General features: G+C 74.5%; 23 protein-coding genes, 1 pseudogene and 2 riboswitches. Of the genes and pseudogenes, 8 read left to right on the top strand and 16 right to left on the bottom strand.

Annotated features, from left to right (window positions below):
- Nucleotides 1-165 precede the first annotated feature (165 nt).
- The 8 genes and pseudogenes from AB0O01_RS02690 to AB0O01_RS02655 form a co-directional block, all read right to left on the bottom strand.
- Nucleotides 166-942, bottom strand: a complete 777-nt coding sequence (locus AB0O01_RS02690) for an ABC transporter ATP-binding protein (RefSeq protein WP_365310248.1) — start codon at nt 940-942, stop codon at nt 166-168.
- On the bottom strand, nt 939-2,015 hold the full coding sequence (locus AB0O01_RS02685; RefSeq protein WP_365310487.1) for an iron ABC transporter permease: 1,077 nt from the start codon (nt 2,013-2,015) through the stop codon (nt 939-941). The genes AB0O01_RS02690 and AB0O01_RS02685 overlap by 4 nt, the downstream gene beginning before the upstream one ends.
- A 2-nt stretch (nt 2,016-2,017) precedes the next feature.
- Nucleotides 2,018-3,028 carry an ABC transporter substrate-binding protein gene (locus AB0O01_RS02680; RefSeq protein WP_365310246.1) on the bottom strand — a complete coding sequence of 337 codons (1,011 nt, stop codon included), beginning with the start codon at nt 3,026-3,028 and terminating at the stop codon, nt 2,018-2,020.
- A 96-nt stretch (nt 3,029-3,124) separates the two neighbouring features.
- Nucleotides 3,125-3,251, bottom strand: a riboswitch (cobalamin riboswitch).
- Nucleotides 3,252-3,340: 89 nt separating this feature from the next.
- Nucleotides 3,341-4,090, bottom strand: a complete 750-nt coding sequence (locus AB0O01_RS02675; protein ID WP_365310244.1) for a class I SAM-dependent methyltransferase — start codon at nt 4,088-4,090, stop codon at nt 3,341-3,343.
- Nucleotides 4,087-5,442, bottom strand: a complete 1,356-nt coding sequence (locus AB0O01_RS02670; protein ID WP_365310242.1) for an MFS transporter — start codon at nt 5,440-5,442, stop codon at nt 4,087-4,089. The genes AB0O01_RS02675 and AB0O01_RS02670 overlap by 4 nt, the downstream gene beginning before the upstream one ends.
- A gap of 425 nt (nt 5,443-5,867) precedes the next feature.
- A pseudogene (locus AB0O01_RS02665) lies at nt 5,868-7,085 on the bottom strand (ATP-grasp domain-containing protein); the annotation flags it as partial.
- The gene (locus AB0O01_RS02660) at nt 7,082-8,104 is read right to left on the bottom strand and encodes a cysteine synthase family protein (RefSeq protein WP_365310240.1); all 1,023 of its coding nucleotides are present in this window, start codon (nt 8,102-8,104) and stop codon (nt 7,082-7,084) included. The pseudogene AB0O01_RS02665 and the gene AB0O01_RS02660, both read right to left, overlap by 4 nt.
- On the bottom strand, nt 8,101-9,051 hold the full coding sequence (locus tag AB0O01_RS02655) for a hypothetical protein (protein WP_365310238.1): 951 nt from the start codon (nt 9,049-9,051) through the stop codon (nt 8,101-8,103). Before AB0O01_RS02655 ends, AB0O01_RS02660 begins: the two co-directional genes overlap by 4 nt.
- Before the next feature lie 429 nt (nt 9,052-9,480).
- On the opposite strand from AB0O01_RS02655, the gene AB0O01_RS02650 reads away from it, so the two are divergent.
- The 3 genes from AB0O01_RS02650 to AB0O01_RS02640 all read left to right on the top strand — a co-directional run bounded on the left by AB0O01_RS02650 (nt 9,481) and on the right by AB0O01_RS02640 (nt 11,435).
- On the top strand, nt 9,481-9,825 hold the full coding sequence (locus AB0O01_RS02650) for a hypothetical protein (protein ID WP_365310235.1): 345 nt from the start codon (nt 9,481-9,483) through the stop codon (nt 9,823-9,825).
- A gap of 192 nt (nt 9,826-10,017) precedes the next feature.
- Nucleotides 10,018-10,117: riboswitch (cobalamin riboswitch) on the top strand.
- Nucleotides 10,118-10,179: 62 nt separating this feature from the next.
- Nucleotides 10,180-10,599, top strand: coding sequence for a (2Fe-2S) ferredoxin domain-containing protein (locus AB0O01_RS02645; RefSeq protein ID WP_365310233.1), 420 nt, complete (start codon nt 10,180-10,182; stop codon nt 10,597-10,599).
- Nucleotides 10,596-11,435 (top strand): (2Fe-2S)-binding protein, encoded by an 840-nt coding sequence (locus AB0O01_RS02640; protein WP_365310231.1) that lies wholly within the window; start codon nt 10,596-10,598, stop codon nt 11,433-11,435. Before AB0O01_RS02645 ends, AB0O01_RS02640 begins: the two co-directional genes overlap by 4 nt.
- An 18-nt stretch (nt 11,436-11,453) precedes the next feature.
- Here the strand turns inward: AB0O01_RS02640 and AB0O01_RS02635 are convergent, their stop codons facing one another.
- The 4 genes from AB0O01_RS02635 to AB0O01_RS02620 are packed head-to-tail and all read right to left on the bottom strand — an operon-like array spanning nt 11,454 to nt 15,150.
- Nucleotides 11,454-12,692: an ABC transporter permease gene (locus tag AB0O01_RS02635; protein WP_365310229.1), complete on the bottom strand. Its 1,239-nt coding sequence runs from the start codon at nt 12,690-12,692 to the stop codon at nt 11,454-11,456.
- Nucleotides 12,689-13,450, bottom strand: coding sequence for an ABC transporter ATP-binding protein (locus tag AB0O01_RS02630; RefSeq protein ID WP_365310227.1), 762 nt, complete (start codon nt 13,448-13,450; stop codon nt 12,689-12,691). Before AB0O01_RS02630 ends, AB0O01_RS02635 begins: the two co-directional genes overlap by 4 nt.
- Entirely contained in the window at nt 13,447-14,508 is a 1,062-nt protein-coding gene (locus AB0O01_RS02625) for a peptidoglycan-binding protein (protein WP_365310223.1), read from the bottom strand. The genes AB0O01_RS02630 and AB0O01_RS02625 overlap by 4 nt, the downstream gene beginning before the upstream one ends.
- A complete protein-coding gene (locus tag AB0O01_RS02620) occupies nt 14,509-15,150 on the bottom strand; it encodes a hypothetical protein (RefSeq protein ID WP_365310221.1) in 642 nt (213 codons plus the stop codon).
- Between the two features lie 134 nt (nt 15,151-15,284).
- Here AB0O01_RS02620 and AB0O01_RS02615 point away from each other — a divergent pair, with 134 nt between their 5' ends.
- The 4 genes from AB0O01_RS02615 to AB0O01_RS02600 all read left to right on the top strand — a co-directional run bounded on the left by AB0O01_RS02615 (nt 15,285) and on the right by AB0O01_RS02600 (nt 18,834).
- Complete coding sequence (locus tag AB0O01_RS02615) at nt 15,285-15,968, top strand: response regulator transcription factor (protein ID WP_365310219.1); 684 nt, start codon at nt 15,285-15,287, stop codon at nt 15,966-15,968.
- 95 nt (nt 15,969-16,063) lie between these two features.
- On the top strand, nt 16,064-17,518 hold the full coding sequence (locus AB0O01_RS02610) for a HAMP domain-containing sensor histidine kinase (RefSeq protein ID WP_365310485.1): 1,455 nt from the start codon (nt 16,064-16,066) through the stop codon (nt 17,516-17,518).
- The gene (locus AB0O01_RS02605) at nt 17,515-18,054 is read left to right on the top strand and encodes a hypothetical protein (protein WP_365310217.1); all 540 of its coding nucleotides are present in this window, start codon (nt 17,515-17,517) and stop codon (nt 18,052-18,054) included. The genes AB0O01_RS02610 and AB0O01_RS02605 overlap by 4 nt, the downstream gene beginning before the upstream one ends.
- 171 nt (nt 18,055-18,225) lie before the next feature.
- Entirely contained in the window at nt 18,226-18,834 is a 609-nt protein-coding gene (locus AB0O01_RS02600; protein WP_365310215.1) for a hypothetical protein, read from the top strand.
- 7 nt (nt 18,835-18,841) lie between these two features.
- On the opposite strand, the gene AB0O01_RS02595 is transcribed toward AB0O01_RS02600, so the two are convergent.
- Both AB0O01_RS02595 and AB0O01_RS02590 read right to left on the bottom strand, forming a co-directional pair.
- Nucleotides 18,842-20,008: a cytochrome P450 gene (locus AB0O01_RS02595; RefSeq protein ID WP_365310483.1), complete on the bottom strand. Its 1,167-nt coding sequence runs from the start codon at nt 20,006-20,008 to the stop codon at nt 18,842-18,844.
- Nucleotides 20,009-20,325: 317 nt separating this feature from the next.
- Nucleotides 20,326-21,606, bottom strand: coding sequence for a hypothetical protein (locus AB0O01_RS02590; protein ID WP_365310213.1), 1,281 nt, complete (start codon nt 21,604-21,606; stop codon nt 20,326-20,328).
- Between the two features lie 295 nt (nt 21,607-21,901).
- On the opposite strand from AB0O01_RS02590, the gene AB0O01_RS02585 reads away from it, so the two are divergent.
- A complete protein-coding gene (locus AB0O01_RS02585; protein WP_365310211.1) occupies nt 21,902-22,291 on the top strand; it encodes a hypothetical protein in 390 nt (129 codons plus the stop codon).
- Nucleotides 22,292-22,394: 103 nt separating this feature from the next.
- On the opposite strand, the gene AB0O01_RS02580 is transcribed toward AB0O01_RS02585, so the two are convergent.
- Together AB0O01_RS02580 and AB0O01_RS02575 are read right to left on the bottom strand one after the other, a co-directional pair.
- Entirely contained in the window at nt 22,395-23,165 is a 771-nt protein-coding gene (locus AB0O01_RS02580; RefSeq protein WP_365310209.1) for a M23 family metallopeptidase, read from the bottom strand.
- Between the two features lie 55 nt (nt 23,166-23,220).
- Nucleotides 23,221-24,099, bottom strand: a complete 879-nt coding sequence (locus AB0O01_RS02575) for an NlpC/P60 family protein (RefSeq protein ID WP_365310207.1) — start codon at nt 24,097-24,099, stop codon at nt 23,221-23,223.

Below are 24,099 nucleotides of genomic sequence, written 5' to 3'. Positions count from 1 at the left end.
GGGTTTTGCGCAGTTCCCCGCGCCCCTGGGTGGGGGGTGGCTGGGTGGAGTGGGTGGGTGCGGGTTGGGGTCGCTCTTCGCGCAGTTCCCCGCGCCCCTCAGGTGCGCAGGTTGCCGGGCCCTCTCAGGTGTGCAGGTTGCCGGGCCCATGGTTGGGGGGTGGGTTCATGTTGTCGGTAGGAAGGTCACCTGGGGGGAATTGGTTCGGGGGTGGATGGTTACCTCGGTTTGTACGCCGTACACCTTGGCCAGGAGGTGGGGGGTGAGGACCTCGGTGGGTGGGCCGGAGGCCGTGACGCGGCCCTCGTGGAGGACGTAGAGGCGGTCGCAGTAGTACGCGGCCAGGTTGAGGTCGTGCAGGGCGACCAGGACCGTGGCGGGCAGGTCCCGCAGCGCGGCGAGGACGGCGAGCTGGTGGCGGATGTCGAGATGGTTGGTCGGCTCGTCCAGCACCAGCAGCGCCGGCTGCTGGGCGAGCGCGCGGGCGATCAGCACCCGCTGCCGCTCACCGCCGGAGAGCTGGTCGAAGGGCCGGTCGGCGAGCGCGGCGGCGTCCACGGTGTCGAGCGCGTCGGCGATCAGGCGCAGATCGTCCCCGGTGTCGCCGTCCAGGAGGCGTTTGTGCGGGGTGCGGCCCATCGCGACCACCTCACGCACCGTCAGATCGAAGTCGGCGCCCGCCTCCTGCACCACCGCCGCCACCGTCCGGGCCAGCCGCCGCACCGGCAGCGTCCAGGCGTCCGCCCCGTCCACCCGGACCGTGCCCGAGGCCGGGCGCAGCACCCGGTACACGGCCCGCAGCAGACTGGACTTGCCGCTGCCGTTCGGGCCGACCAGGCCGATCACCTCGCCCTGCCCGGCGCGCAGCGACACCTCCTCCACCAGCCGCCGGGCGCCCGCGCTGAGCGTGACCGTGTCCACGACGAGTTCGGCCGGGCTCATGCCCCTCCTCGATCCGTACCGCGCCGGGCGTCCCGGCGCATCAGCCACAGGAAGAACGGTCCGCCGCACAGCGCCGTGAGTACCCCGACCGGGATCTCCAGCGGCGCGGCCACCGTCCGGGCCGCCACATCGGCCCAGACCAGGAACACCGCCCCGCCCAGCGCGGCCGTGGGCAGCACCCGGCGGTGGTCGCCGCCCACCAGCAGCCGCACCGCGTGCGGCAGCATCAGGCCGACGAAGCCGATCGGCCCGGCCGCTGCCACCAGCACCCCGGTGACCAGCGACAGCAGCACGAACATCCGGGCCCGGAACCGGGCCACGTCCAGCCCCATCGTGGTCGCCGCCTCCTCACCCGCCAGCAGCAGATTCAGATTCCTGGCCTGCGCCAGCAGCACCGCGATCCCCAGGCCCAGCGCGGCGGACGGCAGCCACAGCGTGTTCCAGTTGACCCCGCCGAGCCCGCCCAGCGTCCAGGCCAGCACCTCGCGCGCCTGGTTGCCCCGGTCGGCGGTGAGCAGCAGCAGATTCATCGCCGCGGTGAGCACCGCCGCGATGGCCACCCCGGCCAGCACCAGCCGTACGGAGGTGATCCGGCCGCCGGTGCGGGCGGTGGCGTACACCAGCAGCAGTGACCCCAGGGCGCCCGCGAAGGCCGCCCCCGACAGCGACACCGGCCCCAGCACGGTCAGTCCGAACACGATCACCATGACCGCCCCCAGCGACGCCCCCGAGGACACCCCGAGGAGATAGGGCTCGGCCAGCGGATTGCGCAGCAGGGCCTGCATCGCCGTTCCCACCACCGCGAGCCCCGCGCCGACCACCGCGCCCAGCAGCACCCGCGGCGCCCGCACGTCCAGCACGATGGTCTCCCGGGCCCCGGACCAGTCCGGCTCGACCCAGCCCGCGCCCAGCGCGTGGGTGACGATCCCCCACACCTGCCCCGGCGGGACCCGCACCGAGCCGATCGCCAGCCCCGCCGTCAGGGAGACCAGCAGGAGCAGGGTGAGGGCGAGCAGCGTCCCGGCGAGGGTCAGCCGCCGCCCCGTCGCCCCGGCCCGGTCGGCGACGGGCACCGTCACTCGAAGCGCTCCGGGTGCAGCGCGGGCGCCAGGTCCTCGACCGCGTACGCCGACCGGATGCCGACCAGGGCGGCGGTCAGCGGCAGCACCGTGAAGCGCCGGTTCTTGATGGCCGGTACGTCCGCGAGGGCGGGCTGCGCCAGCAGGAACTCCTTCTTCCGCTCGACGCTCCCGGCCCCGGCGTAGTCGTAGATCGCGATGACCTCGGGCCTGCGCTCGACGACCTGCTCCCAGGAGACGTCCCCGAAGACCTCGTCCAGGTCGGCGAAGACGTTCTCGCCGCCCGCCAGCCGGATCAGCTCGCTGCCCAGCCCCTTGCCGCCCGCCGTGAACGCCGACTTGTCGCCGCTGTCGTACACGAACACCGGCACCGGATCCGCGCCCCGCACGGCCGCGGTCGCCTTCGCCACCCGGCCCTCCAGCTCGGCTATCAGGTCGTCCGCCCGCTCCGGCACCCCGAAGATGTCGCCGACGGTGCGGATCTCGTCGTAGGTGTCCTTCATGGTCACCGACTGGTTCTCGGCGCAGTACTCGCGGTTGAGGTAGGTGTCGATGCCCGCGTCGGTGAACGCCTTCCGGGAGCGGCCCTCGTTGTCGGCGAAGGCGCTGCCGTAGCCGCCGTAGACCAGGTCGGGTTCGGCCTCCAGGACCGTCTCGAACGACGGTTCCTTCTCGGCCAGTTCCGGGATCGCCTCGAAGTCGGCCCGCAGTTCGGGCAGCACCGCCGAGTCGGGGAACGCGGTGCCGGCCATCCGGTCCTTCAGGCCCAGCGCGAGCAGCAGTTCCGCCGGGTGCTGGTGGATGGTGACGACCCGCTCGGGCGGCGCGTCGTAGGTCGTCGTCACCCCGCAGTTCTCGACGGTGAGGGGGAAACCGGCGGCCGAAGCGGCCGAGGTGCCGGACGGTTTCGGATCGGTGGCCTGCTCGCCGGAGGCGCCGCAGCCGGTGGCGAGCAGCACCGCCGACAGGGCGAGCGCCGCGACCCGGGCGGGCATACGGGCAGGCATACGGGCAGGGGTGGACAGCGGGGGACGGAACGGGCCGTCGTACACGGTGAAGCCTCCTGGGGAGTCCGCGCTCCTCGGAACGGGCCCGCGACAGGCCAGTGTCCTGACTCCCGGATCGACGTTCTCCCCCCGCCTTCCCGCGCCGCGCGCAGTGGCATGCCGAAGGGTGCACTCCCCGGTCACAGTGGCGGGACCGTGCCGGACTCGCACCGGCTTCCTGATTCCCGTCGCGGTGTTGACCTCGTGATCCTACGTTCCGTCCGGCCCTGGTCAAAGGTCGGGCATGTCACACCCCGCGCCCCACCGGACCCCTTACGCCTCGCGGACCGCCCGCAGCACCAGCCGCTCCGCCTCCTCGTCGTAAGGGCGGCCGTCGAAGCCGCCGAAGATCTCCACCCGGCCGAACCCGGCCTCCTCGGCCAGCCGCCGCAGCTCCACCGCGCTGTACACGAACCACACCAGGGTCGCCCGCGTCACCCGCTCGCCCCGCACCAGCACCCAGTCGCTGCGCAGCCGCGCCCAGTCGTCCAGCACGGTGTCCGTCTGCACCATCAGATCCTCCCCGCGCCGCACCACCTTCGGCGGCGTCACCCGGCGGGCCAGCAGTTCCTTGCCCGCGAGGTCCAGCACCAGCGTGCCGCCCGGCACCAGGCAGTCGTACAGGGTGCGCAGCACCCGCGCGTTGTCCGCCGGGTCCTCGAAGTAGCCGAACGAGGTGAACAGATTGAGGACGACGTCGAAGGCGCCGGGCGCGGAGTACGCGCGGGCGTCGGCACGGACATGGGTGACCTCGGCGCCCGCCTCCGCCGCCCGCGCGCGGGCCCGGTCCAGCAGGGGCGCGCTGCGGTCCACCCCGGTCACGGCGTGACCGGCCAGGGCCAGCGGCACGGTGAACACCCCGGCACCGCAGCACAGGTCCAGGACGCGCGAGCCGGGCGGGAAGGCCAGCAGCGGGGAGTCCGCGACGAGTTCGGCGGCCTGGGTGCGGCGCTGTTCGGAGAAGAGGAAGTCATGGAACTCCGACCAGAAGTCGTCGTCCTGGAAGCCGCCGGTCCGGGTCATGAGGGTTCGGTCTCCTTGGTGGGGGTGGGGGACTCGGTCCCCTGGGCCCGGGTCTCCTGGGCCTGGATCTCCTGGGTCCGGGTCTCCTGGGTCCGGGTCCCCTTGGTGGGGGAGGGGGTCTGGGCCTCCTGGGCCGTGGCGGGGGCCCGGGTCCCCTTGGTGGGGGTGGGGATCGCCCCGGTGGGCCGGGGGCGGCGGCGCAGGGTCAGCAGGAGCGGGGGCAGCAGCAGGCACTGGGCGGCGGCCAGCAGCCAGAACGCGCCAGGGTTCCCGGCCTGTTCGCCGAGTCCGTAGAGCTGGCCGCCGACCACCCCGCTCGCGCCCGCGCCGAGCCCGGCCGCCAGCCGCTGCTGGCCGAAGACCACCGCGTCGGAGCGTGGGCTGCGGGCCAGCGCCTCCAGGTCGTTCTTGAGGAACAGCACGATGTCGCCCAGCGTGATCAGTGCCCCGCCCGCCAGCAGCGCCGGACGGCTGCCGACCGCCAGCACCGCGAGCCCGCCCGCCAGCCCGGCGAACCCGACCGCGAGGGCGAGCGCGTACGGCATCCGGCGGATCAGGTCCGACGCGAGCGGCTGGACGACGATCACCAGGGCGAAGCACAGCAGCAGCACCAGGCTGTAGAACTCGGTCGACGCCCGCTCGACCGCGTACACCGCCAGGAAGTGCTGGAAGTGGAAGTAGAGGTAGAAGGCGAGGACGTTGGCGGCGAAGGGGAGGGCCGCGATCCCGGTCAGGAGCCCGCCCGGCACCCCGCCCGGCCGCCCCTCGCCGACCGCGGGGAGCCGCGTGTGCCCGAGGGTGACCAGCGCGAACAGCGCGGTCACCGCGACGAACAGCCCGCCCGGCGCCGACAGCACGAACGGCCCGGCGACCAGCGGACCGACCGCCATCCCGGCGTTGAGTGCCGCGTTGCCCGCCGACAGGAACGCCGGTCGGCGCTCCTCGGCCACCCCGTGCACCAGATACGCCTTGTTGGCGGGCAGATACAGCGCCGCCCCGCAGCAGGTCAGGATGAGCGCCGGGACCGCCAGCGGCGGCCAGCGCAGCGCCGCCAGCATGCCGAGGAACCCGGCCGTGCGGATCACCAGCGCCCACAGCATCGTGCGGCGCAGCCCGATCCGGTCGGCCAGCGCCCCGCCCGCGATCCCGCCGGAGAACTGCACCAGCGCCGCCGCCGCGAGCACCACCCCGACCGTGCCGAGCCCCATCCCCAGCCGCTCGTGCAGGAACACCGACATGAACGGCAGCACCATGAAACTGCCGAGCGGGATCAGGAACGAGCTGAGCAGGAGGAAACGCAGGGGCCCGGAGAGGGCGGCGAGCCACCGCCCACCCGGAACCACCGCACTCATCCGCCGGCCACCCGGGAACCGGGCCCGGAACTGGGCCCGGAACTGGGAGCGGTGCCTGGACCGGGACTTGGACCCGGACCTTGACCGGAACCGGGACCTTGACCGGGACCCGGACCGGAACCGGGACGGGAACCCGGACCTGGACCTTGACCCGGACCGGAGCCGGGGCCGGGGCCCTGACCCGAACCGGGGCCGGAACCCGGACCGGAGCCGGGGCCGGAACCCAGACCCGGACCCGCACCTGGACCTGGACCTTGACCCGGACCGGAACCGGGGCCTTGACCCGAACCGGGGCCGGAACCCAGACCGGAGCCGGGGCCGGAACCCGGACCTGGACCGGAACCCAGACCCGGACCCGCACCCGCACCCGCACCCGGACCTTGACCTTGACCCGGACCGGATCCGGAACCCGGACCCGGGAACGCCTCCGTCAGCACCCGTACCCCGTTCGCGGCGGCCACCGCCCGGTGGGTGGCCAGTTCCGCCGTCTCCGCCTCCGCGTACACGATCCCGGCGTAGCCCCGGCTGTCCGCGAGGTGCTCGACCGGGTCGCCGACCGCCTTCACCGGGTACCAGGCGGGAGCCCCCGGCAGCGCCGCCAGCCGCTCCAGCCCCGCGACCCCCGTGAACACCCCGGGCGCCGCCGGATAGCCCAGCACGAACGCGACCGCGGGACCGCCGGGCGGGTCGGCGTCCATCAGCCCGGGGCGCCGGCCGAGCGCGGCCTCGACCATCGCCTCGTACACATTGACCCCCAGCGCCCGGCACAGCCCCTCGCCGACCAGGGCGCCGCCGATGCGGGGGTTGATCTCCACCAGCTCCGGCCCGTCGTCGGTCAGCACGAACTCCACATGCGCGAACCGGTCGGTGTAGCCGACGGCGGCCAGCAGCGCGTCGAGCCACCCCTCCAGCGCCGTCCGCCGTGCCTCGGGGAACGCCACCGGGAACGCCGTGATCTCCTCCCGGAAGTACGGCTCCGGCGACATCAGCCGGCTGGACACCCCGAGCAGCCGGGTCCGGCCCGCCCAGGTGAGGGTCTCGGCGCTGTAGACCGGCCCGCCGACGTACGGCTCCGCGAAGATCCGCCCCTTCAGCGCCCGCCGCTCCGCCGCCCCGGCCGACGCGGCGAGCGCGGTGTCCAGTTCGGCCTCGTCCCGCACCAGCCACACGTTCTGGCTGCCGGTGCCCGCCGAGTCCTTGAGCACGGCGGGCAGCCCGATCTCCTTGAGAACCGCTTCCCGCAGGTCCCCCGCGTCCGCCGTGACCGCCCGGCCCCGGGACAGCCCGGCCGTGTGCAGCAGCGTGCGGACGGCCGCCTTGTCGCGGGTCAGCCGCAGGACGTCCGGGTCGAGGCCGGGGAGGGCGAAACGGGCGGCGAGTTCGGCACCGACCAGCATCCAGGTGTCGGTGGAGCTGATCAGCCCGCGCAGCTCCGGCACCGCGCGCAGCCGCCCGGCCACGCCCTCCACATCGAAGGTGTCGGTCTCCACCACGTCCAGCGCGCCGGGCGGCAGTTGCTCCAGCTCCCAGGCGTAGTAGGCGGGGTCCCGGGTGAGCAGGACCAGCCGCTCGCCGAGCGCGTCGGCGGCGCGGACCAGATGACCGAGTCCGAAGGTGAGGGACTCCAGCAGGACGACGCTCATGCCGCCCGCTCCTTCCACGCGGCGGGGCAGGGGGTGCGCTGCCAGGCCATGGTGGACCACGGCATGGCCAGCTCCTCGGGGTGCGTGATCTCGACGGGTTTCAGCGCGGCCGGGGCCAGCGCCTCCCGGTGCCGCGCGAAGACCCGCTCCACATAGCGGTGCCCGGTGTCGGCGCCGATCACCAGATGCAGCCGGTCGGGGTGGCGGCGCGCCTCGTGCCCGGCGGCCAGATACCCGGCGCCGGTGGACAGGCCCGCGAACACGGCGTGGTCGCGCAGCAGGGCGACCGCCCCGGCCATGGCGTGGGTGAAGTCCAGCCAGTGCAGGGCGTCGTAGAGATGGTGGCGGACATTGTCGAAGACGATGGACGAGCCGATCCCGGCGATGATCGCCTCCGGGTCGTGATGGTCCTGGCTGCCGAAGGTGACACTGCCGAACGGCTGGACGCCGACCAGCCGCACCGCCGGGTCGAAGGCCCGCAGCCGTTCCGTGATCCCACCGGTGGACGCCCCCGAGCCGACCCCGCCGACCACGCTCAGCGGCCGGTCCGGGAAGGCGGCGCGGATCCGGTCGGCGACCTCCTGGTAGCCGAGGTAGTGGACGTCGTCGTGGTACTGGCGCATCCAGTGGGTGCCGGGCCGGGCGGCGAGGATCTCCCGCACCCGCCGCACCCTCAGCTCCTGGTCCAGCTTCAGGTTCCGGGACGGCCGCACCTGTTCGACGGTGGCGCCGAGCACCTCCAACTGGGCGCGGGTGGTGGTGTCGACGGTGGTGGAGGCGACGATGTGGCAGTGCAGTCCGTAGCGGTGGCAGGCCAGCGCCAGGGCGTACGCGTAGATCCCGCTGGAGCTGTCGAGGAGGGTCTGGCCGGGGCGGATCGTGCCCCGCTCCAGCAGGCGGCGGACGGCGGCGAGCGCCGAGTAGATCTTCATCGACTCGAACCGGATCAGCACCAGGCCGTCGGTGAGCCGTACCAGGTCGGGAACCTTCAGGGCGTCGGCGATGTGGGGGTGGATCACCCGTAGCCTCCTTGGGCGAATGAGCACTGGTGGCCGAGCGAGTGGAAGAACGCGGACAGGTCCGACTTGAGGTCGGGGCCGGGGCGGTGTGCGAAGAGATAGCCGATCAGACAGCCGGTGTGGGCGACGAAGACCCCGTCGGCGCCGAACCGCTCCCGGTGCGCGAGCACGGCGTCGAAGGACCCCTTGGGCAGCACCTCCTGGGACAGCGCGGCACTGGCGGTCGCCGCCCGCGCCACCGCCCCGGGATCACCGGAGGAGAACCCTTTCAGCAGAGCGTCGAGACAGCGCTCGTACGCGGCGCCCCGGCGCCGGTAGTGGGCGAGCAGCGGCTCGGTGACCGCGGCGGTGTCCACGGTGCCGGGCTCGGTGATGTAGGCGGTGTGGAAGCCGAGTCCGGTCCCGAGGCGGCGCACCACCCGGTGCCGGGCGCTGAGATGGAGCGCGAACTCGTCCAGGAACACGCTGTCGGCGCGCTCGATCCGGGCCAGTACCGCGAGCACCGCCTCCAGGTCGTAGGGCAGGGCGAAGAGCCGGAACAGACAGCGCAGGGTCGCCACGATGTCCGCGGTCGAACTCGCCATCCCCACCCCGACCCGCAGATCGGAGTGGGCGCTCCAGCGGCCACGCGGCAGGACCAGCCCGAACCGGTCCAGGAACAGCCCGGCCGCGGCGGTGGCCTTCGCCCCGAGTGCGACCGGCCCGTCCGGGGCGGCGGGGTCCGGGGTGAAGTGCACCCAGGAGTGCCGGTCGACGGGGAACGACACCAGCGCGATGTCCGGCGCAGGCCCGGCCGCCAGCGGCCCCTGGTACAGCTCGCCCAGCGTGCCGTGACAGACCCCGGAGACGGTACGGGTCACCGGCCGCCGGGCCTCCTGCTCGTCCCCGGCCGGGCCGGGCGCCGACCGGGACGGATCCGCCCCGGCGACGGGCACTCGCGTGGTCACCTGGGGTTCCCCCTCCTGGTCCGAGCCCTGACCGCGACCGGGAGCGAGGTGCGGCGGACGTACGCCGGGCGGCTCTCACGAGCGTAAGCGGGGTGATACGGCTGCGTCAGGAGTGCATCGGAGGGTTGTCCTGATGCGGTCGGTTGTCCTGATGCGGGCGAGGACGGTGAGGTTGTCGGTTTCGGTGATGTGGCTGGTCACCGTGGTACTCATGGGGAGTGTGTGACGTGCGGGGCATGTGGGGCGGTGGGTGTGGATTGTCCGGAACGGGCCCCGGTCATCGGGATTGGACTAGTCCATTCCGGGGCAAGGGGCGGCGACACGTGCCCCCGTACCCGCCGGGTAACGGCCACAGGTGAGATCCACCTCTTACCCGCCGATCGGGAGCACACTGGAGGGCAGGGGGCGACCGAGAAGGAGGCTGAGGCCATGGCCTGGGCATCGTGGACCACCCCCGGCGTCTTCAGCGGCCGGGGCGGTGTGGACACCGACGAGTCGGGAGTCGTCCAGGGCGATCTCACCGTGCACACCACCTGGGACGGCACCGAGGTCGACGTGACCGTCCAGTACACGGGGACCTCCGACTGGTTCACCCTGGTCGGCAGCCCGGTGCGCTGCCCGACCGAGGAGCACAGCCGCGCCCTGCACCAGGCGGTGGTGGCGGCGGTACGGGCCGGCGGCGGAGCCACCCTGACCGGAGTGGCCGTCGGCGAACTGGGCCCCACTGCGCCCCCGGCCCGGACCCTCTGGCCGACCCGGTCGGCACGGATCTGAGACCCCTCGCCCCGGTCGGCGCGGCATCCGCTCCAGGGGTGCCGCGCCCTGCGCCGGGGCGCCGGTGTGCCACGGCACCGCGGCCGTCACCACCGCCCGGGAATCACCTTCCGGCCGCCCCGCGCCCCGAGGCCCTCTGGGACACCGCCCGCCCGGATGCGATGATGATCGCGAACCAGGCGACGGCGGTCCGGGGAAGCCGGTGAGAATCCGGCGCGGTCCCGCCACTGTGACCGCAGCGCGCACCCCGGCCCACCCGCCGCCGGGTGCCCGCTCCGGCAGCCAGACACCCGACGCTGTCGCCTCCTCGACGAACCCCGGGGCGGATCTCCCCGGAGAGAGGGAGGGCGTGGCGTGGCCACGACACCGGCCGAGCGGCCGTCCCGCACCACCGACCCCGCGCGACCGGCGCCCTGCCGGATCGTCGTCTGCCGCGACTGCTGCTGCGGCAGCCCCAAGGTGACCGGCGTCGACCACGCCGCCCAGACCGCCCGGTTGCGCTCCGGCGCCCCGGTCCGGATCTCCGACTGCCTCGATGTGTGCGACCAGGCCAATGTGGTGGTCGTCCAGCCGTCCGCCGAGGGCCGTGCGGCGGGGGGCCGCCCGGTGTGGCTGGGCCTGGTGAACGACCCCGACGCCACGGAGGACATCCTCACCTGGGTCCGCTCCGGCGGGCCCGGAGTCACCCCGCTCCCACCGATCCTGGACCTGTACGTCTTCCACCCACCGCGCCGCGGGGCGACGGCGTCCGCCGGGGAGGCGGGGGAGGAGTGAACGCCGCTGATTCCGGCCCGGCTCCTTGCGCCTGCGCACCTGCTTCCGGCTCGACCCCCTGCGCCTGCGCCTCTGCTTCCGGCTCGCCCCCCTGTGCCCACGCCCCTGCCTACGGCCCGGCCCCGCACACCCCCGCCCCCGTCTTCGACCCGCCCCCCTCCGCCTCCGCCCCCGCCGAAACCGTCGTCCGCGCCCTCGCCCGTGTCTCCGTCCTCGGCAGGTTCTTCCGCCTCCCCACCGGAGGTCCCGCCACCGGCTGGCACCCCGTCCAGGAGTCCTACGACCGGGGCTTCGCCGATCTGGCGCGCGCGGTCGCCGACCGCCACCGGACCGGGGAACCTCGCGTCGGCGTCTCCATCGCCCACCTCGGTCACGCCGCCCGGCTGTGGTCCCCGGCGCTGGCCTGCGCCCTGCTGCACGGCATCGTCCTCGACCTCATCTCCGTGCAGCGGGCCGACGACGGGCCCGGACTGCGCCTGGCGCGGCCCTCCGGCTGGTACGCCGACCAACTGCCCGACCCCGTCGCCGCCCTCGGCGACCAAGTGGCAGCCCCGCTGCGGGCGTTCGCCGCCGGACTGGACATCAAGGTCGCGCCCCGGCTGCTGGACGGCAACTCCGGGTCCGCGCTGGCCGAGGCCGCCCGCGCCCTGCTGGCCGCCCACCCCGAACGGCGGGCCGGGCTCACCGCCCTCGCCGGGGAGCTGCTCGCCCGGGAACCGCTCGCCGGGACGGGCCGCTTCACCGGGCCCGACCTGGCGTTCCGCCGCCGCAGTTGCTGCCTCTACTACCGCGCCCCGGCCGGCGCGAAGTGCGGTGACTGCTGCCTGGGTGGCTGAGCCCCGCCGGACCGGAGGTCATGTCCCCTTCAGCGCCTCCGTCGGATGCAGCCGTGACGCCCGCACCGCCGGGTACAGACCCGCCACGGCCCCGATCAGCAGGGTCGCGGCGAGACCGCCCGCCGGGGCCCAGAGCGGGACCACCGGCCGCCAGCCCTGGGCGAGCGCGAAGCCGTAGGTGGCGGCCGTGCCCAGCAGCGCGCCCGCCGCCCCGCCCAGCGCCGACAGCAGCAGCGACTCCATCAGGAACTGCGCCCGCACCGCGCCCCGGGTGGCCCCCAGCGCCCGGCGCAGCCCGATCTCCGGGCGGCGCTCCAGCACCGAGATCACCATGGTGTTGGCCACCCCGACCCCGCCCACCAGCAGCGCCACCGCGCCCAGGCCCAGCATCAGGGCGGTCAGGCCCCGGTCGGTGGCCGCCTTCGCGGCGAGCGCGTCCGAGGGGCGGGACACCTTGATGTACCCCTCCGCGCCGGGACTCACCGTGCGTGCCAGCACCTCCCGCACGTCGTCGACCGTCGCGTCCGGCGACCGTTCGAACACCATCGAGGGATGCCCGTCGAAGCCGAAGTACTCCTCGGCCGCCGGGAAGCCGACCAGGGCCACCCGGTCCAGCGTCGGCACCAGTTCCACCGGCTCCAGGATGCCGACGACGACCATCCGCTCGTCGTTCATCACGATCGTCTCGCCCGGCGCGGTCACCCCGAGCCGTTCGGCGGCCAGCGCCCCGAGGACGGTCACCGGGAGCCGCTCGCTCGCCCGGTCCAGCCAGACGCCCCGCGCCACCCGGGCGCCCAGCGCCGCCAGCAGATCCGTGCGGGCCGCCTGCGCGGTCACCCCCGCCGTCCGCTCCGGCGGCACCACCGCGCTGCGCCGGATCCGGGCGTCGACCTGACCGGTCGCGGTGGCGTGCTCGACCGGCCCGATCCGCTCCACCATCGCCACCGCCGACTTCGGCAGCCGCACCTCCCGGCCCCCGGTGTCCGGGACCACCTCGGCGGTCAGCAGATTGGTGCCGAGCCGGTCCAGTCGGGCCATCAGATCCGCCCTGCTGGACTCGGACAGCCCCACCACCGCCACCATCGTGGCGATCCCGAGCGCGATGCCCAGCGCGGACAGCACCACCCGGGAGCGCCGGGCCCGCAGCCCCACCGCCCCCAGCCGCAGCACATCGGCCGGGAGGAGACGGGACGGCTCGGGCGGCGGGGGCGGCGGCGTAGGCGGTGCCGGGTGCGCACGGTCCCGAATCCCGGTCACCGGACCTCCCCCGAAGCCTCGACGCCGGTGCCGGAGGCGATCTCGGCGCCGGTGTCGGAGACAATTTCGGCGCCGGTGTCGGAGACGATCTCGCCGTCCCTCATCCGGATCCGGCGCGGCAGCGACTCCGCGATGCCCGGGTCATGGGTGATGACACAGACCGTGGTACCGGCCGCGTTCAGTTCGCGCAGCAGCCCCATCACCGTCCGGCCGGACGCACTGTCCAGGGCGCCCGTCGGCTCGTCGGCCAGCAGCAGGCGCGGCGCCCCGACCAGCGCCCGCGCGATGGCCACCCGCTGCTTCTCGCCGCCCGACAACCGGGACGGGCGGTGCCCGAGCCGGTGGCCGAGGCCGACGCGGTCCAGCGCGGTCCGGGCCCGAGCCCGGCGCGCCCCGCGCGGGACACCCGCGTACAGCAGCCCGTCCGCCACATTGTCGAGCGCGCTCGCGCCCTCGGCGAGATGGAAGTGCTGGAAGACGAACCCGATGTGCCGGGCGCGCAGCGCCGACACCTGGGCGTCGGTGAGCGCGCCCACCTCGTGCCCGGCGACCCGGACCGTGCCCGAGGTGGGCCGGTCCAGGGTGCCGACGACCTGGAGCAGCGTCGACTTGCCGGAGCCCGACGGGCCCACGACGGCGAGAAGTTCACCGGCCCCGACGGCGAGGCTCACCCCGCGCAGGGCGTGCACCCCGCCCGGGTACGCCTTGGTGACCCCGCGCAGTTCCACGACCGGGGCGGGAGCGGGAGCGGCGTTCATGAGCGGGCCACCCCGACCTCCGTGCCCTCCGCGATCCCGGGACCGCTCACCTCGATCAGCCCGTCGGCCGTCATCCCGGTGGTGACCCGCACCATCCGCGCGGTGCCGCCCGCCACGACCTGGAGGCCGTAGCCGCCGTCCGCGCCGCGCAGCGCGACGATCGCCTCCACCGGCACCACGAGCACGTCCTCGCGGCGCTCGCCGACGAACCGCACGCTCGCGCTCACCCCGGTGTCCTCGCCCTCGACGGCGTCGGCCCCGCCGTCGAGGGCGATCTCCACGGTGATGCCGTTCTGCGCCTCCGCGGCCTCCGGATCCTCCGGCCGGGCCGTCCCCGCGACCTCCCCCGGCTCCGCCGACCCGCCGGGCAGGGTCACCTCCACCCGCGTCCCGCGCGCGGCGAGCGGCCCGTCGGCCTGGTCGAGCAGCGCCCGGACGACGGGCCGGGTGGACGCCACGGTCAGGACGGCGGTGTCCGGGCCGACCCGGTCGGCGAGTGCCGCGTCCGCCCGCACCACGGTGACCTCCTCCGGCTGGAACACCACATCGCCCGCGCCCACCCGGCCGGTCGGCGTCCGGTTCAGGTCCCTCTGCCAGCGCTCGACGGCCGCCGCCGTGGCCTCGTCGTAGCGCGGATCGACGTACAGCCCCCGCCCGTACCCGAGGGCGACGAGGTTGCGCTCCAACTGGAGGACGTCACTGCCCCGGTCACCGGCCCTCATCTCGCGGAACGCCGGTACCGGGCCGTAGAGCAGCGTGACCGGTTTGTCGTTCAGTTCGTACAGCGCCTGGCCCCGGCGGACGGTGGTGCCCTCCCGCGCGGCCACCGTCACCGTGCCCTCCACCGGCGCCCTGACCGGGCGGCGCTGCGCGAAGTCGATCCGGCCGTCCACCGTCTTCGCCCGCTCCAGATCGGTCCGGGTGACGGCGACCGTGTCCGGCGGCAGCGCGCCCCCGGCGTCCGGTCCGTCGCCGCCGCGCCCGCCGTACGCGACCGCGCCCAGCGCCGCCACCGTCACCGCGGCGCCCGCGATCCCCACTCCCCTCCGGTGCCGCATCTACTGCATCCCGTCCAGACCTTCGAGCAGCTCGTCCTTGCAGGCCGCGCGCGCCTCCCGGTACGCGGGTGAGTCCGGGTCGATGACCGGGCTGCCGGGGCTGGGGTCGCCGCCGGGGATGACCCCGCCGCCGGACATCGTGGGATTGGTGAACCGGGAGACCCCGTTGTCCCGCATGCACTTCGCGTGCGCCAGCATCGACTCGAAGTCGCGCTGCGGATCGCGCGGCGGCTCCAGCGCCATCGCCTCGGACAGCTCCGGGAAGCACACCGCGTCCTTGCCGCCCTTGTACTCCTCGCCCCGGCCGTCCGGGTCTGCGACCTCGTCGATCTTCGCCCAGTCGAGATAGCCGCTCAGCCGGGGATCGGGGAAGTCCTTGACGCCGCCCTTGGTCCGCATGCACTCGACGTAGGTCATCTGCGCGTCGTAGAACGCCCCCTTGTCGGCGGCGGGCGGGGACGACGGGGCGGAGGTCCGGCCGCCGCCCCCGCCGGCGGGTTCGCCGGGGGCGGAGGCGATCGGCTCGCCCCCCGCCCCGTCGTCCCCGGCGCCGCACGCGGCCGAGAAGGCGAACAGCGGCACCGCCAGCGCCGCGGCCAGCCGCAGCCGGGGGCGCCGGTGGAAGGTGTGGTGAGTGGTCATGCGCCCCACCGTCGGCCCCGCACATGGTGACCCGTCCATCGCCGCATGATGAACGCGTAACAATGCGCCGCCCGACCGCCCCGGCCCCCCACCAGGGCTCTGAGCAGCGCAAACCGTCCCGCATAATCGGCTGCATGCCCCATGTGCTGCTGATCGAGGATGACGTCTCCGTGCGCGACGGCATGGAACTCGTACTGCGCCGGCACGGCTACGAGGTCCGTACCGCCGCCTCCGGCGAGGCCGGGCTCGCCCTGCTCGCCGACCCCGCCACCGCCGAGATCGCCGTGCTCGATCTGATGCTGCCCGGCATCGACGGCTTCGAGGTGTGCCGGCGCCTGCGCGCCACCGGCTCGACCGTCCCGGTCATCATGCTCACCGCCCGCGGCGACGACACCGACATCGTGCGCGGCCTGGAGGCGGGCGCCGACGACTATGTCGTCAAACCGGTCACCGCGCCCGTGCTGGAGGCCCGGATCCGCGCCGCCCTGCGCCGCGCCGAACCCACCCGCGGGGCACCCGGCGAGCACCACGGCGGGCTGGTCATCGACCGCGCCGGACTCACCGTGACCAAGCGCGGCACCCGGATAGCCCTGCCCCCGACCGAACTGCGGGTCCTGCTGGAGCTGTCCGCCTCCGCCGGACGGGTCTTCACCCGCGAGCAACTCCTGCGCTCGGTCTGGGACCACGGCTTCCTCGGCGACTCCCGCCTGGTCGACGCGGCGATCGGCCGCCTCCGCGCCAAGATCGAGGACGTGCCCGCCAGGCCCCGCTACATCCAGACCGTGCGCGGGTTCGGCTACCGGTTCGGGCCGGTGTGAGGACCGTGAAGAGGAGGACCGTGAAGAGGGGGTGGGGGAGGGGGCGCGAGAAGGCGCGCGAGAGGGGCCGGGAGGGCTCGGGGCGCGGCGGTGCCGTGCGGCCCTGCACGCGTCGCCGCCGGAGCCTCGGCGGGCTGCGGGTCCGGCTCGTCGTCGCGTTCGTCCTGGTCGCCGCCGTCAGCGCGGTGACCGCGACCGCGCTCGCCTACCGCGAATACCGGACAGCCGTGCTCCAGCGTAAACAGGACGCCGTCCGCGACGACTTCCGCCAGCGCATCGAGCAGGTGGCCGCCGACTTCGACATCCCGCCCGACGAGGTCTCCCTCACCCGCCTCGCCACCACCCTCGCCGACGGCCTCGGCCGGGGCGCCGTCGTCGTCGCCGAGTACCGCACCCTGACCGCCGCCTCCGACGCCCGCGCCGACCGCACCCGCGTCGGCCCCGCCCTGCGCGAGGCCGTCCGCACCCGCAACCGGCTGAGCTTCCAGCGCGTGGAGTGGCGCGGCGGCCCCTACCTCGTCCTCGGCACCCCCGTCACCCTCGACACCGGCGCCCCCTCCGGCCTCGACGTCTACGCCATCACCTCGCTGCACGCGGAACGCGACGACACCGCCGGTCTGCTCGCCGCCGTCCGCGACGGACTCGCCCCCGTCGTCCTGCTCGCCGTGCTCCTCGCCCTGCTCGCCGCCCGTACCGTGCTGCGCCCCGTCCGGGAACTGGGCCGCGCCACCCGCCGCCACGCCACCGGCGACCTCGGCACCCGCGCCCATGTCCGCGGCAACGACGAACTCGCCCTGCTGGCCGCCGACTTCAACGACACCGCCGACGCCCTGGAACGCTCGGTCGGCGAACTCCGCGACCAGGAGGCCCGCGCCAAACGCTTCGTCGCCGATGTCTCCCACGAACTGCGCACCCCGCTCGCCGCGATGACCATGGTCGTCACCGTGCTGGACGAGGAGGCCGCCGGACTGCCCCCGGACGCGGCCCACGCCGCCCGCACGGTCAGCGCCGAGACCGCCCGGCTCACCCGCCTCGTCGACGACCTGATGGAGATGTCCCGCTTCGACTCCGGCGCCGCCCGCCTCCACCTCGCGGACACCGACCTCGCCGAAGCCGTCCGCGCCACGCTCTCCCTGCGCGGCTGGACCGACCGCGTCCGCACCGCCCTCCCCGACGGCGTGCGCGCCTCGGTCGACCGGGTCCGCGTCGATGTCACCGTCGCCAACCTCGTCGGCAACGCCCTGCGGCACGGCGCCGACCCGGTGACCGTCACCCTCACCGCCGACCGGGACCTGGGCCGCGTCACCCTCACCGTCACCGACGAGGGCCCCGGTCTGCCGCCCGAGGTCCTCGCCCGGGTCTTCGACCGGTTCTACAAGGCCGACAGCGCCCGCGCCCGCTCCGAGGGCAGCGGACTGGGCACCGCCATCGCCCTGGAGAACGCCCGGCTGCACGGCGGCACCGTCGAGGCCGCCGACCGGCCCGGCGGCGGTGCCGTCTTCACCCTCCACCTGCCCTGGCTCCACCCGGCCGAGGAGACCACCCCATGACCCGGACCCGCCGACGCACGCGCCCCGCCTGGACGGCCCTCCTCGCCGCCGCCACGCTCAGCGCCTGCGGAGTCCAGCCCACCGGCGTCCTCGACGGCGGCGATCCCGCCGGGGGACTGACCAAGGGGCTGCGGCTGTACTTCGTCTCCCAGTCCGGCCGCCTGGAAGCCGTCTCCCGCCCCGACATCCCCGTCTCCGCCGACCCCGACGACCTCCTCGGTGTCCTCAAGTACCTCATGAGCGGCCCCACCCCGGCGGAACGGGCCTCCGGCCTCACCACCCTGCTGGAGAGCGGCACCTTCGAGCTGAGCACCGGGGACCGCACGGTCACCCTCGACATCGGGGCGCCCGCCCTCGACCCCGCCTCCCTGCGGGACCGCAACCTCACCGGCCAGCTCGTGTGCAGCCTGGCCCGCGCCCGCGCCATGGCCGACCCCAGCGGCACGACCCGCACCGACGACATCCGGGTGACGATACGCCCCTGGTCCGGCCCGGCACCGACCCACATCTGCTCGGATTTCCTGGGCCGGGGCTGAGTCGGGATCGTGCTCGGAGCCCGCCGGCTCGCGCCCGTAGCGGATGCTGTCCGCATACCTCGATGAGAGCCCGCCGCCGCGCGCCCGGCTCGCGCCCTCCGCACGGCAGGCGCCCCACCCCGCCCCGGCGTACCCTCCCCACCAAAGGCACGGCACGGACGGGAGCGGTCGATGCTGTTCACCCGGGAAGCCCTCGACAGGATCGCCTCCGGTGCGGCCGATCTCGCCTTCCGCAGTTGGCGCAGACCCGCCGTGCGCCCCGGGACCCGGCTGCGCACCGCCGTCGGGCTGATCGAGGTCACGGCCGTCGAACCGGTCGCCCCCGACGCCGTCACCGCCCGCGACGCCCGCCGCGCGGGCTACCCGGACCGGGCCGCCCTCCTCGCCGACCAGCGCGCGGGCGACGACCGGCGCCTGTACCGCGTCACCCTCCGCCCGGCCGGTGCCGATCCGCGCACCGCCCTGCGCGAGGACACCGCCCTCGGCCCGGAGGCACTCGCCGAGATCGTCGCCGTACTCGACGGCATCGACGCCCGCAGCACCCGTGGCCCCTGGACCCGGACCGTCCTCGGCCTCCTCCACGACCACCCCGCCACCCGGGCCGCCGACCTCGCCGCCCGCGCCGACCGCGACACCCTCCCCTTCAAGGCGGACGTCCGCCGCCTCAAGGAACACGGTCTGACCGAGAGCCTCGACACCGGCTACCGGCTCTCACCGCGCGGCGAGAGGGTCTGGCGCCATCTCCGCGAGCGGGACGGGGACGGCGGGCCCCGGGCCTGAACCCCCGTCACCCCCGCTCGTCCACCTCCACCTCCACCTCCACCTCCATCTCCACCTCCACCACACAGTCCCGCAGCTCATAGCTGCCGATGCCGTCGATCCAGCCGATCGACGGCGGGCTCGCCATCCGGACGCCGGGCAGCGCCAGGAGCCGGCTCAGGAAGACATCCGTCTCCAGCAGCGCGACATGCAGCCCCGGGCACTTGTGCGGGCCGTCGCCGAAGGCCAGCCCCGGTGCCCCGGCGCCGTCCCCCATGGCCCGGCCCGGACGCAGACAGCGCGGCCGGGAACCCACGGTCCGCTCGTCGACGTTGGCGTGGTCGAGCAGGATGTCGATCCGGTCACCGGCCGGTACCGTCACCCGCTCGCCGTCGGCGCCGGGCAGGTCCAGCGGCTCGGTGGTGCGGCGGCTGAGCAGGCCCACGACCGGCTCCAGCCGCAGGATCTCCCCGAGCACCGCCAGCCGCCCCGGCTCGTCCGCCGCCCGGTAGTGCGCCAGCAACCCGGGCTCGGAGAAGAGATGCCAGGCCGCCACGCTGATGAACTCCCGGGTGGTCACCATCCCCGCCGCCGCGAAGGTGATGCACTCGCCGAGGATCTCGGTGGTCGAGCAGCCCTCGTCGAGGAGATGCGAGATCAGATCGTCCCGCCGGACCCGGCGCCGGGCGCGTACCGCGGGCCGGACGTCCCCGGCGTACATCCGCATCCAGTTGGTGTTCTGGCGCACTGTCCAGTACACGCCGTGCAGACTGGTCAGGCCCGGGGTGCCGAACCGCTCCGGGAAGAAGCGGTTCAGGCGCTCCTTGATCCCGGGGCGGCTGTCGGTCAGCCCGATGACCGCGCAGGCCACCTGCACCGCCAGCTCGAAGCTCAGATCGGAAAGCCGGGCCCGGCCGTCCGCGCGCAGCCGCCCGATCTGCTCCTCGGCGACCTGGACCATCGTCTCCCGGTAATGCTCGTCGACCCGGCGCGGGGTGAAGAACCGCGCCGTCTGCCGCCGGTGCTCACGGTGCTCGGGCCCGTCCCGGTAGAGCACCGGCCGCCGGACGCGCGACGGCAACCGCGACACCATCTCCACGCCCAGCCCCGCCTGCACGGTCGCCGTGCTGCGCAGGACGGCACGCGCCTCGTCGTAGCCGCGCACCACCCAGACCCCGTCCCCGCCGTGCGCCACCGGGCACGCGGCGGACGGCACCCCGCGCTCGATCCGCCGGAACCCGAACCCCCGCTCCGCCCCGTTCGCGTCCGACCGGTTCGCCTCCGCCCCGGCTGCCTCCGCCCCGTCCGTCTGGGCCTCCGCTCCGGTGGCACCGGTTCCGCCCAACTCGCCGTCGTCGCCGCCCACGAGCGGCACCTCCCTCTCCTTGGTGGGCCGTGCTGGGAGGTTCCTGCCCGTCCCGGCGAGGGGGAAAGCGGAGGTGCCGGGGGCGCGCGGAGAACCGGCCACGCGCCGCCCCCGCCGCCCGCGCCGGGGATCAGGGGATCAGGGGATCAGCAGACCGGCACTCCGGGCACCTGGTTCTCCGGCGCGCTCAGATAGACGTTCGTCATATAGCCCCCGTACTGCGGGAGATACGCCCACCAGTCATTGGTGTACGGGGGAACGCTCACCTGCTGGCCGCGCCGCTGGCAGCCGACCAGCACCTCGGCCCCGGCGGGCAGGGTGGTCAGCGCGCCGGACGCCGTGGTCGTCCCCGAGCGCACCCGTACGCCGCTGCCCCAGGTGCCGACCCAGGTGCCGGACGGGCGGGTGGCGCCGGGGACGTTCAGCGACCGGGTCAGGCGCCCGATGTCGGTGTGGGCGCGGCCGTAGGCGGTGCCGGCCGGGTGCAGGGTGAGGACGGCGACGATGGTCCGGTCGCCCGCGCCGACGACGCCGGTGGTGTGCAGGGCGGGGCGGGTGAGATCGACGTCCGCGGCACCGGACACCTCGGACGCCTGAGTCCCGGTGCCGGTGCGGGCCGTCGCGTTCGCCGTCGTCGTGCAGCCGCCCGAGCTGAAGCCCGACCAGCCCTGTTTGACCGCCCAGGGGCGCTCGAAGGAGCCCGGGATGCCGAAGTGCTGGTCGTAGCCGTCGGTGGCACAGCGGGTGGAGCCGCGCAGGGCGGTCATCAGATGGTCGCGGACGGCCGCCGGGGCGGTGTCCAGGATGTACCGGTAGACCGTGACCGTGTCGCGGGCCGACAGCGCGGTGTAGCCCCAGTAACCGGGGTGGGTGGCCGGTGGGCGCGCGGTGTCGGTCAGACCGAGCCGCGCCACCATCCGGTCGACGATCGCGCCACCGCCGTTGGCCGCCCAGAAGGTGCTGGCCGCGCTGTCGTCGCTGCCGCGCAGCATGCTGTCCATCCGGGCCCGGTCGGCGGCCGGGAGGGTGTCGGGGGAGCGGCCCCAGAGCAGATCCAGGGCGATCAGCAGCTTCACCACCGACGCCGACCGGAACCGACCGCCCGGGTTGAGCTGTTCGGTGAAGGTGCCGGTCCGCCGGTCGAAGACGGCGACGCCCGCCGTCACCCCGGCCGGGACCTCGGCCCGCGCCGCGCGCGCGGGCGCCGGTGACCCGGCGGAGGCAGGGGCGGCAGGGGAGGCAGGGACGGCAGGGGAGACGGTGGCGCCGACGAGGGCCGCGAGGACGGTGGCGCACACGGCCGCCCGCAGCACACCCCGTGCGCCGCTCAGCACCCTCGTCCCGCCCGGCATCCTCAGCACCCTCGGCATGTTCGGCATCCTCAGCGCCCTCGGCAGGCTCGGCCCGCCCGGCATTCTCATGGTCATGGTCGTCGTCCCTGGGTCGGTGGGGGAGGTGCGGGCGGGAGGTGTGGTGCCCGCACCGTCCCCGGGACGGGGGCACCGGGCCCGCCGTATGAGGCCGGTGCCCCCCGTCCCGGAAGAGACCGATTCCCGGGATGAAGCCTCCGCCCACGGCCCCCTCATACGACCGCCCCACCCCGCCCGTCCCCGGGGTGCGGACCGCACGCCGTCGCCGCCCGTGCCCGGACGGCCCGGCGGGGTCCGTCCCCGTACCGTCCGCAGCCCGGTCCCGGGCCCGCCCCAGAGGGAGCACCCACCCATGGCACGTACCGCGTTCCGCCGCGCCACCACCGCCCTCGCCGTCGGCGCCGCCGCTCTCACGGCCCTCGCCGCCACCGCCCACGCGGGCGTCGCCGGGTTCTATGTCTCGCTCCAGACCCACAGCAACCTGCGTACCGCGCCGAACACCCAGAACACACCCGTCCTCAACACCGGCCCCACCACCGACCGGTACTACCTGGACGGGGTCTGCTACGTCCGGGGGCAGCGCGTCACCGCCGGGGGCTACACCACCGACGTCTGGTACCGCGGCACCGTCCACGACTCGGTCATCGGCTCCGGCGGCCCGTACCGCGATGTCTATGTCTGGGGCGGCAACGTCAACATCGGCCAGGACCCCTCCGACTCGGTAGGCGTCTGCGCGAACTGAACCGGCGCCCCACCCCGCAGCACCCGGGGCCGGACGGGTCGTCGCCGTCCGGCCCCGGGTGGGCTCGTCACCCTTCCGTCAGCTCAGCTCAGCTCAACTCTGCTCAGCACTCCCGCACCCCGGGCAGCCAGGCCGACGGGTGGTCGATGTAGATGTTGCTGATGTAGCCGCCGAGCGCCGGGATGTACGCCCAGGCGTCATTGCTGTAGCCCTCGGCGTTGACCACATCGCCGCGCTTCTGGCACTCCACGAAGACCGGCGTGGGCCCGGTCAGCGTGCGCACCACGGCCGCGTTCAGCCTGACGTCGGCGCGGACCCGCACCCCGGTGCCCCAGGTGGTGAAGTTGGTGCCGGGCGTCCCGCTGCCCGGGGTGCACGGCAGCCCCACCCCGCGCTCCGCGAGATACGGCTTGGGGTCCATGCCCCGGGTGCTGGAGGTGGAGCTGTGCGCCTCGAAGTGCAGATGGTTGCCGGAGGAGTCGCCCTCCGACCCCATCCGCGCGATGAGCTGACCACTGCTCACCCGCTGGTTCACCGAGACCAGCCGCTCGTACATGTGCCCGTACTCGGTGACCGTGCCGTCGTCGTGGCGGATCCGGATCCACTGGCCGTAGCCGCTGGCGGGACCGGAGACGATGACCGTACCGGGGCCGGTCGAGTGGATCGGCGTACCGCGGTTGTTGGCGATGTCGACGCCGTCGTGGCCGGAGTGCCACCACTGGGTGACCGTTCCGGCCGTCGGGCAGGACCCGGCGTAGCCGGACGGGGCCGCGGGGGCGGCCTGGGCGGTACCGGCGGTGAGCGGGACGAGAGCCGTCGCGGCCACAGCGGCGGCGAGCAGCCCGAGGGACAGGAAACGCTGGTGTACACGCATGACGAAAGCTCCTCCGAACAGGGTGGGATGCGGTGCGGTGCGGTGCGCGGTGCGGTCAGCAGGTGGGGACGCCGGGCAGCCAGGCCGCCGGGTCGTCGATGTAGATGTTGGAGATCCAGGCCCGGTACGCCGGCAGATACGACCAGGCGTCGTTGCTGTAACCCTCGGCGTTGACCAGTTCGCCGCGGGCCTGGCACTGCACGTCCACCGCGGTGGGTCCGGGCAGCCGCCCCACCACCGGTTTCCGGGTGTTCGCCTCGGGCCGCAGACCGACCCCGGTGCCCCAGGTCATGAACCTCTTGGTACCGGCGGGCGGCTCCTCGCCCCCGGTGATCCGCAGGGCCCCCGCGAACTGCGCGTTGAGCCGTACGTCGCTCACCATCACCGGGGTGCCCGACTCGCGGGCCTCGACCATCCTGCCGCCGCCGAGGTAGAGGGCGATGTGATGGACGCTGCCGAGGTCGGCCGGGTTCTTCGCCCAGAGCAGCAGATCGCCCGGCTCCAGGGGGCCGAGGCCCTGGTCCCGGGTGAAGCGGGCGGTGGCCCCGCTCCAGCGGGCCTGGTTCCAGGACCCCTCCGGGAGCGCGATCCCGGCGCCCTGCCAGGCCGCGTACTGCATCAGGTGCGAGCAGTCGAAGCCCTTGACCTGGCTGTCGTGGGCGCCCGGCCCGCCCCCGGGATAGTCCTGACCGTACGTCGGCCCGTGGATCGAACCGCCGCCCCAGGAGTAGGGCACCCCGATCTGGGAGCAGGCGGCGTCGATGATGGCTTGTGCCTGCGCGGAGGCGTCCGCCAGCGGGCGGCAGTCAGCGGCAGCGGCAGCGGCGGCGGAAGTGACCTCGGTGGCGGTGGCCGTGGCGGTACCGGTCAGAGCGGTGGCGAGCAGCAGCCCTGAGGCCATGGCCGTCGCCATACGACGGGTGGTGCGGCGCAT

The organism is Streptomyces sp. NPDC093252, assembly GCF_040683675.1.
Lineage (GTDB): Bacteria > Actinomycetota > Actinomycetes > Streptomycetales > Streptomycetaceae > Streptomyces.
Note: the sequence above shows the minus strand (reverse complement) of the source record. Positions and strands in the feature narration are given on the sequence as shown.

Coding starts and splice junctions, on each gene's coding strand:
- AB0O01_RS02690 (WP_365310248.1), bottom strand. CDS start 942: ATGAGCCCGGCCGAACTCGTCGTGGACACGGTCACGCTCAGCGCGGGC.
- AB0O01_RS02680 (WP_365310246.1), bottom strand. CDS start 3,028: ATGCCTGCCCGTATGCCCGCCCGGGTCGCGGCGCTCGCCCTGTCGGCG.
- AB0O01_RS02675 (WP_365310244.1), bottom strand. CDS start 4,090: ATGACCCGGACCGGCGGCTTCCAGGACGACGACTTCTGGTCGGAGTTC.
- AB0O01_RS02670 (WP_365310242.1), bottom strand. CDS start 5,442: ATGAGTGCGGTGGTTCCGGGTGGGCGGTGGCTCGCCGCCCTCTCCGGG.
- AB0O01_RS02650 (WP_365310235.1), top strand. CDS start 9,481: ATGGCCTGGGCATCGTGGACCACCCCCGGCGTCTTCAGCGGCCGGGGC.
- AB0O01_RS02630 (WP_365310227.1), bottom strand. CDS start 13,450: ATGAACGCCGCTCCCGCTCCCGCCCCGGTCGTGGAACTGCGCGGGGTC.
- AB0O01_RS02625 (WP_365310223.1), bottom strand. CDS start 14,508: ATGCGGCACCGGAGGGGAGTGGGGATCGCGGGCGCCGCGGTGACGGTG.
- AB0O01_RS02620 (WP_365310221.1), bottom strand. CDS start 15,150: ATGACCACTCACCACACCTTCCACCGGCGCCCCCGGCTGCGGCTGGCC.
- AB0O01_RS02615 (WP_365310219.1), top strand. CDS start 15,285: ATGCCCCATGTGCTGCTGATCGAGGATGACGTCTCCGTGCGCGACGGC.
- AB0O01_RS02605 (WP_365310217.1), top strand. CDS start 17,515: ATGACCCGGACCCGCCGACGCACGCGCCCCGCCTGGACGGCCCTCCTC.
- AB0O01_RS02600 (WP_365310215.1), top strand. CDS start 18,226: ATGCTGTTCACCCGGGAAGCCCTCGACAGGATCGCCTCCGGTGCGGCC.
- AB0O01_RS02590 (WP_365310213.1), bottom strand. CDS start 21,606: ATGACCATGAGAATGCCGGGCGGGCCGAGCCTGCCGAGGGCGCTGAGG.
- AB0O01_RS02585 (WP_365310211.1), top strand. CDS start 21,902: ATGGCACGTACCGCGTTCCGCCGCGCCACCACCGCCCTCGCCGTCGGC.
- AB0O01_RS02580 (WP_365310209.1), bottom strand. CDS start 23,165: ATGCGTGTACACCAGCGTTTCCTGTCCCTCGGGCTGCTCGCCGCCGCT.
- AB0O01_RS02575 (WP_365310207.1), bottom strand. CDS start 24,099: ATGCGCCGCACCACCCGTCGTATGGCGACGGCCATGGCCTCAGGGCTG.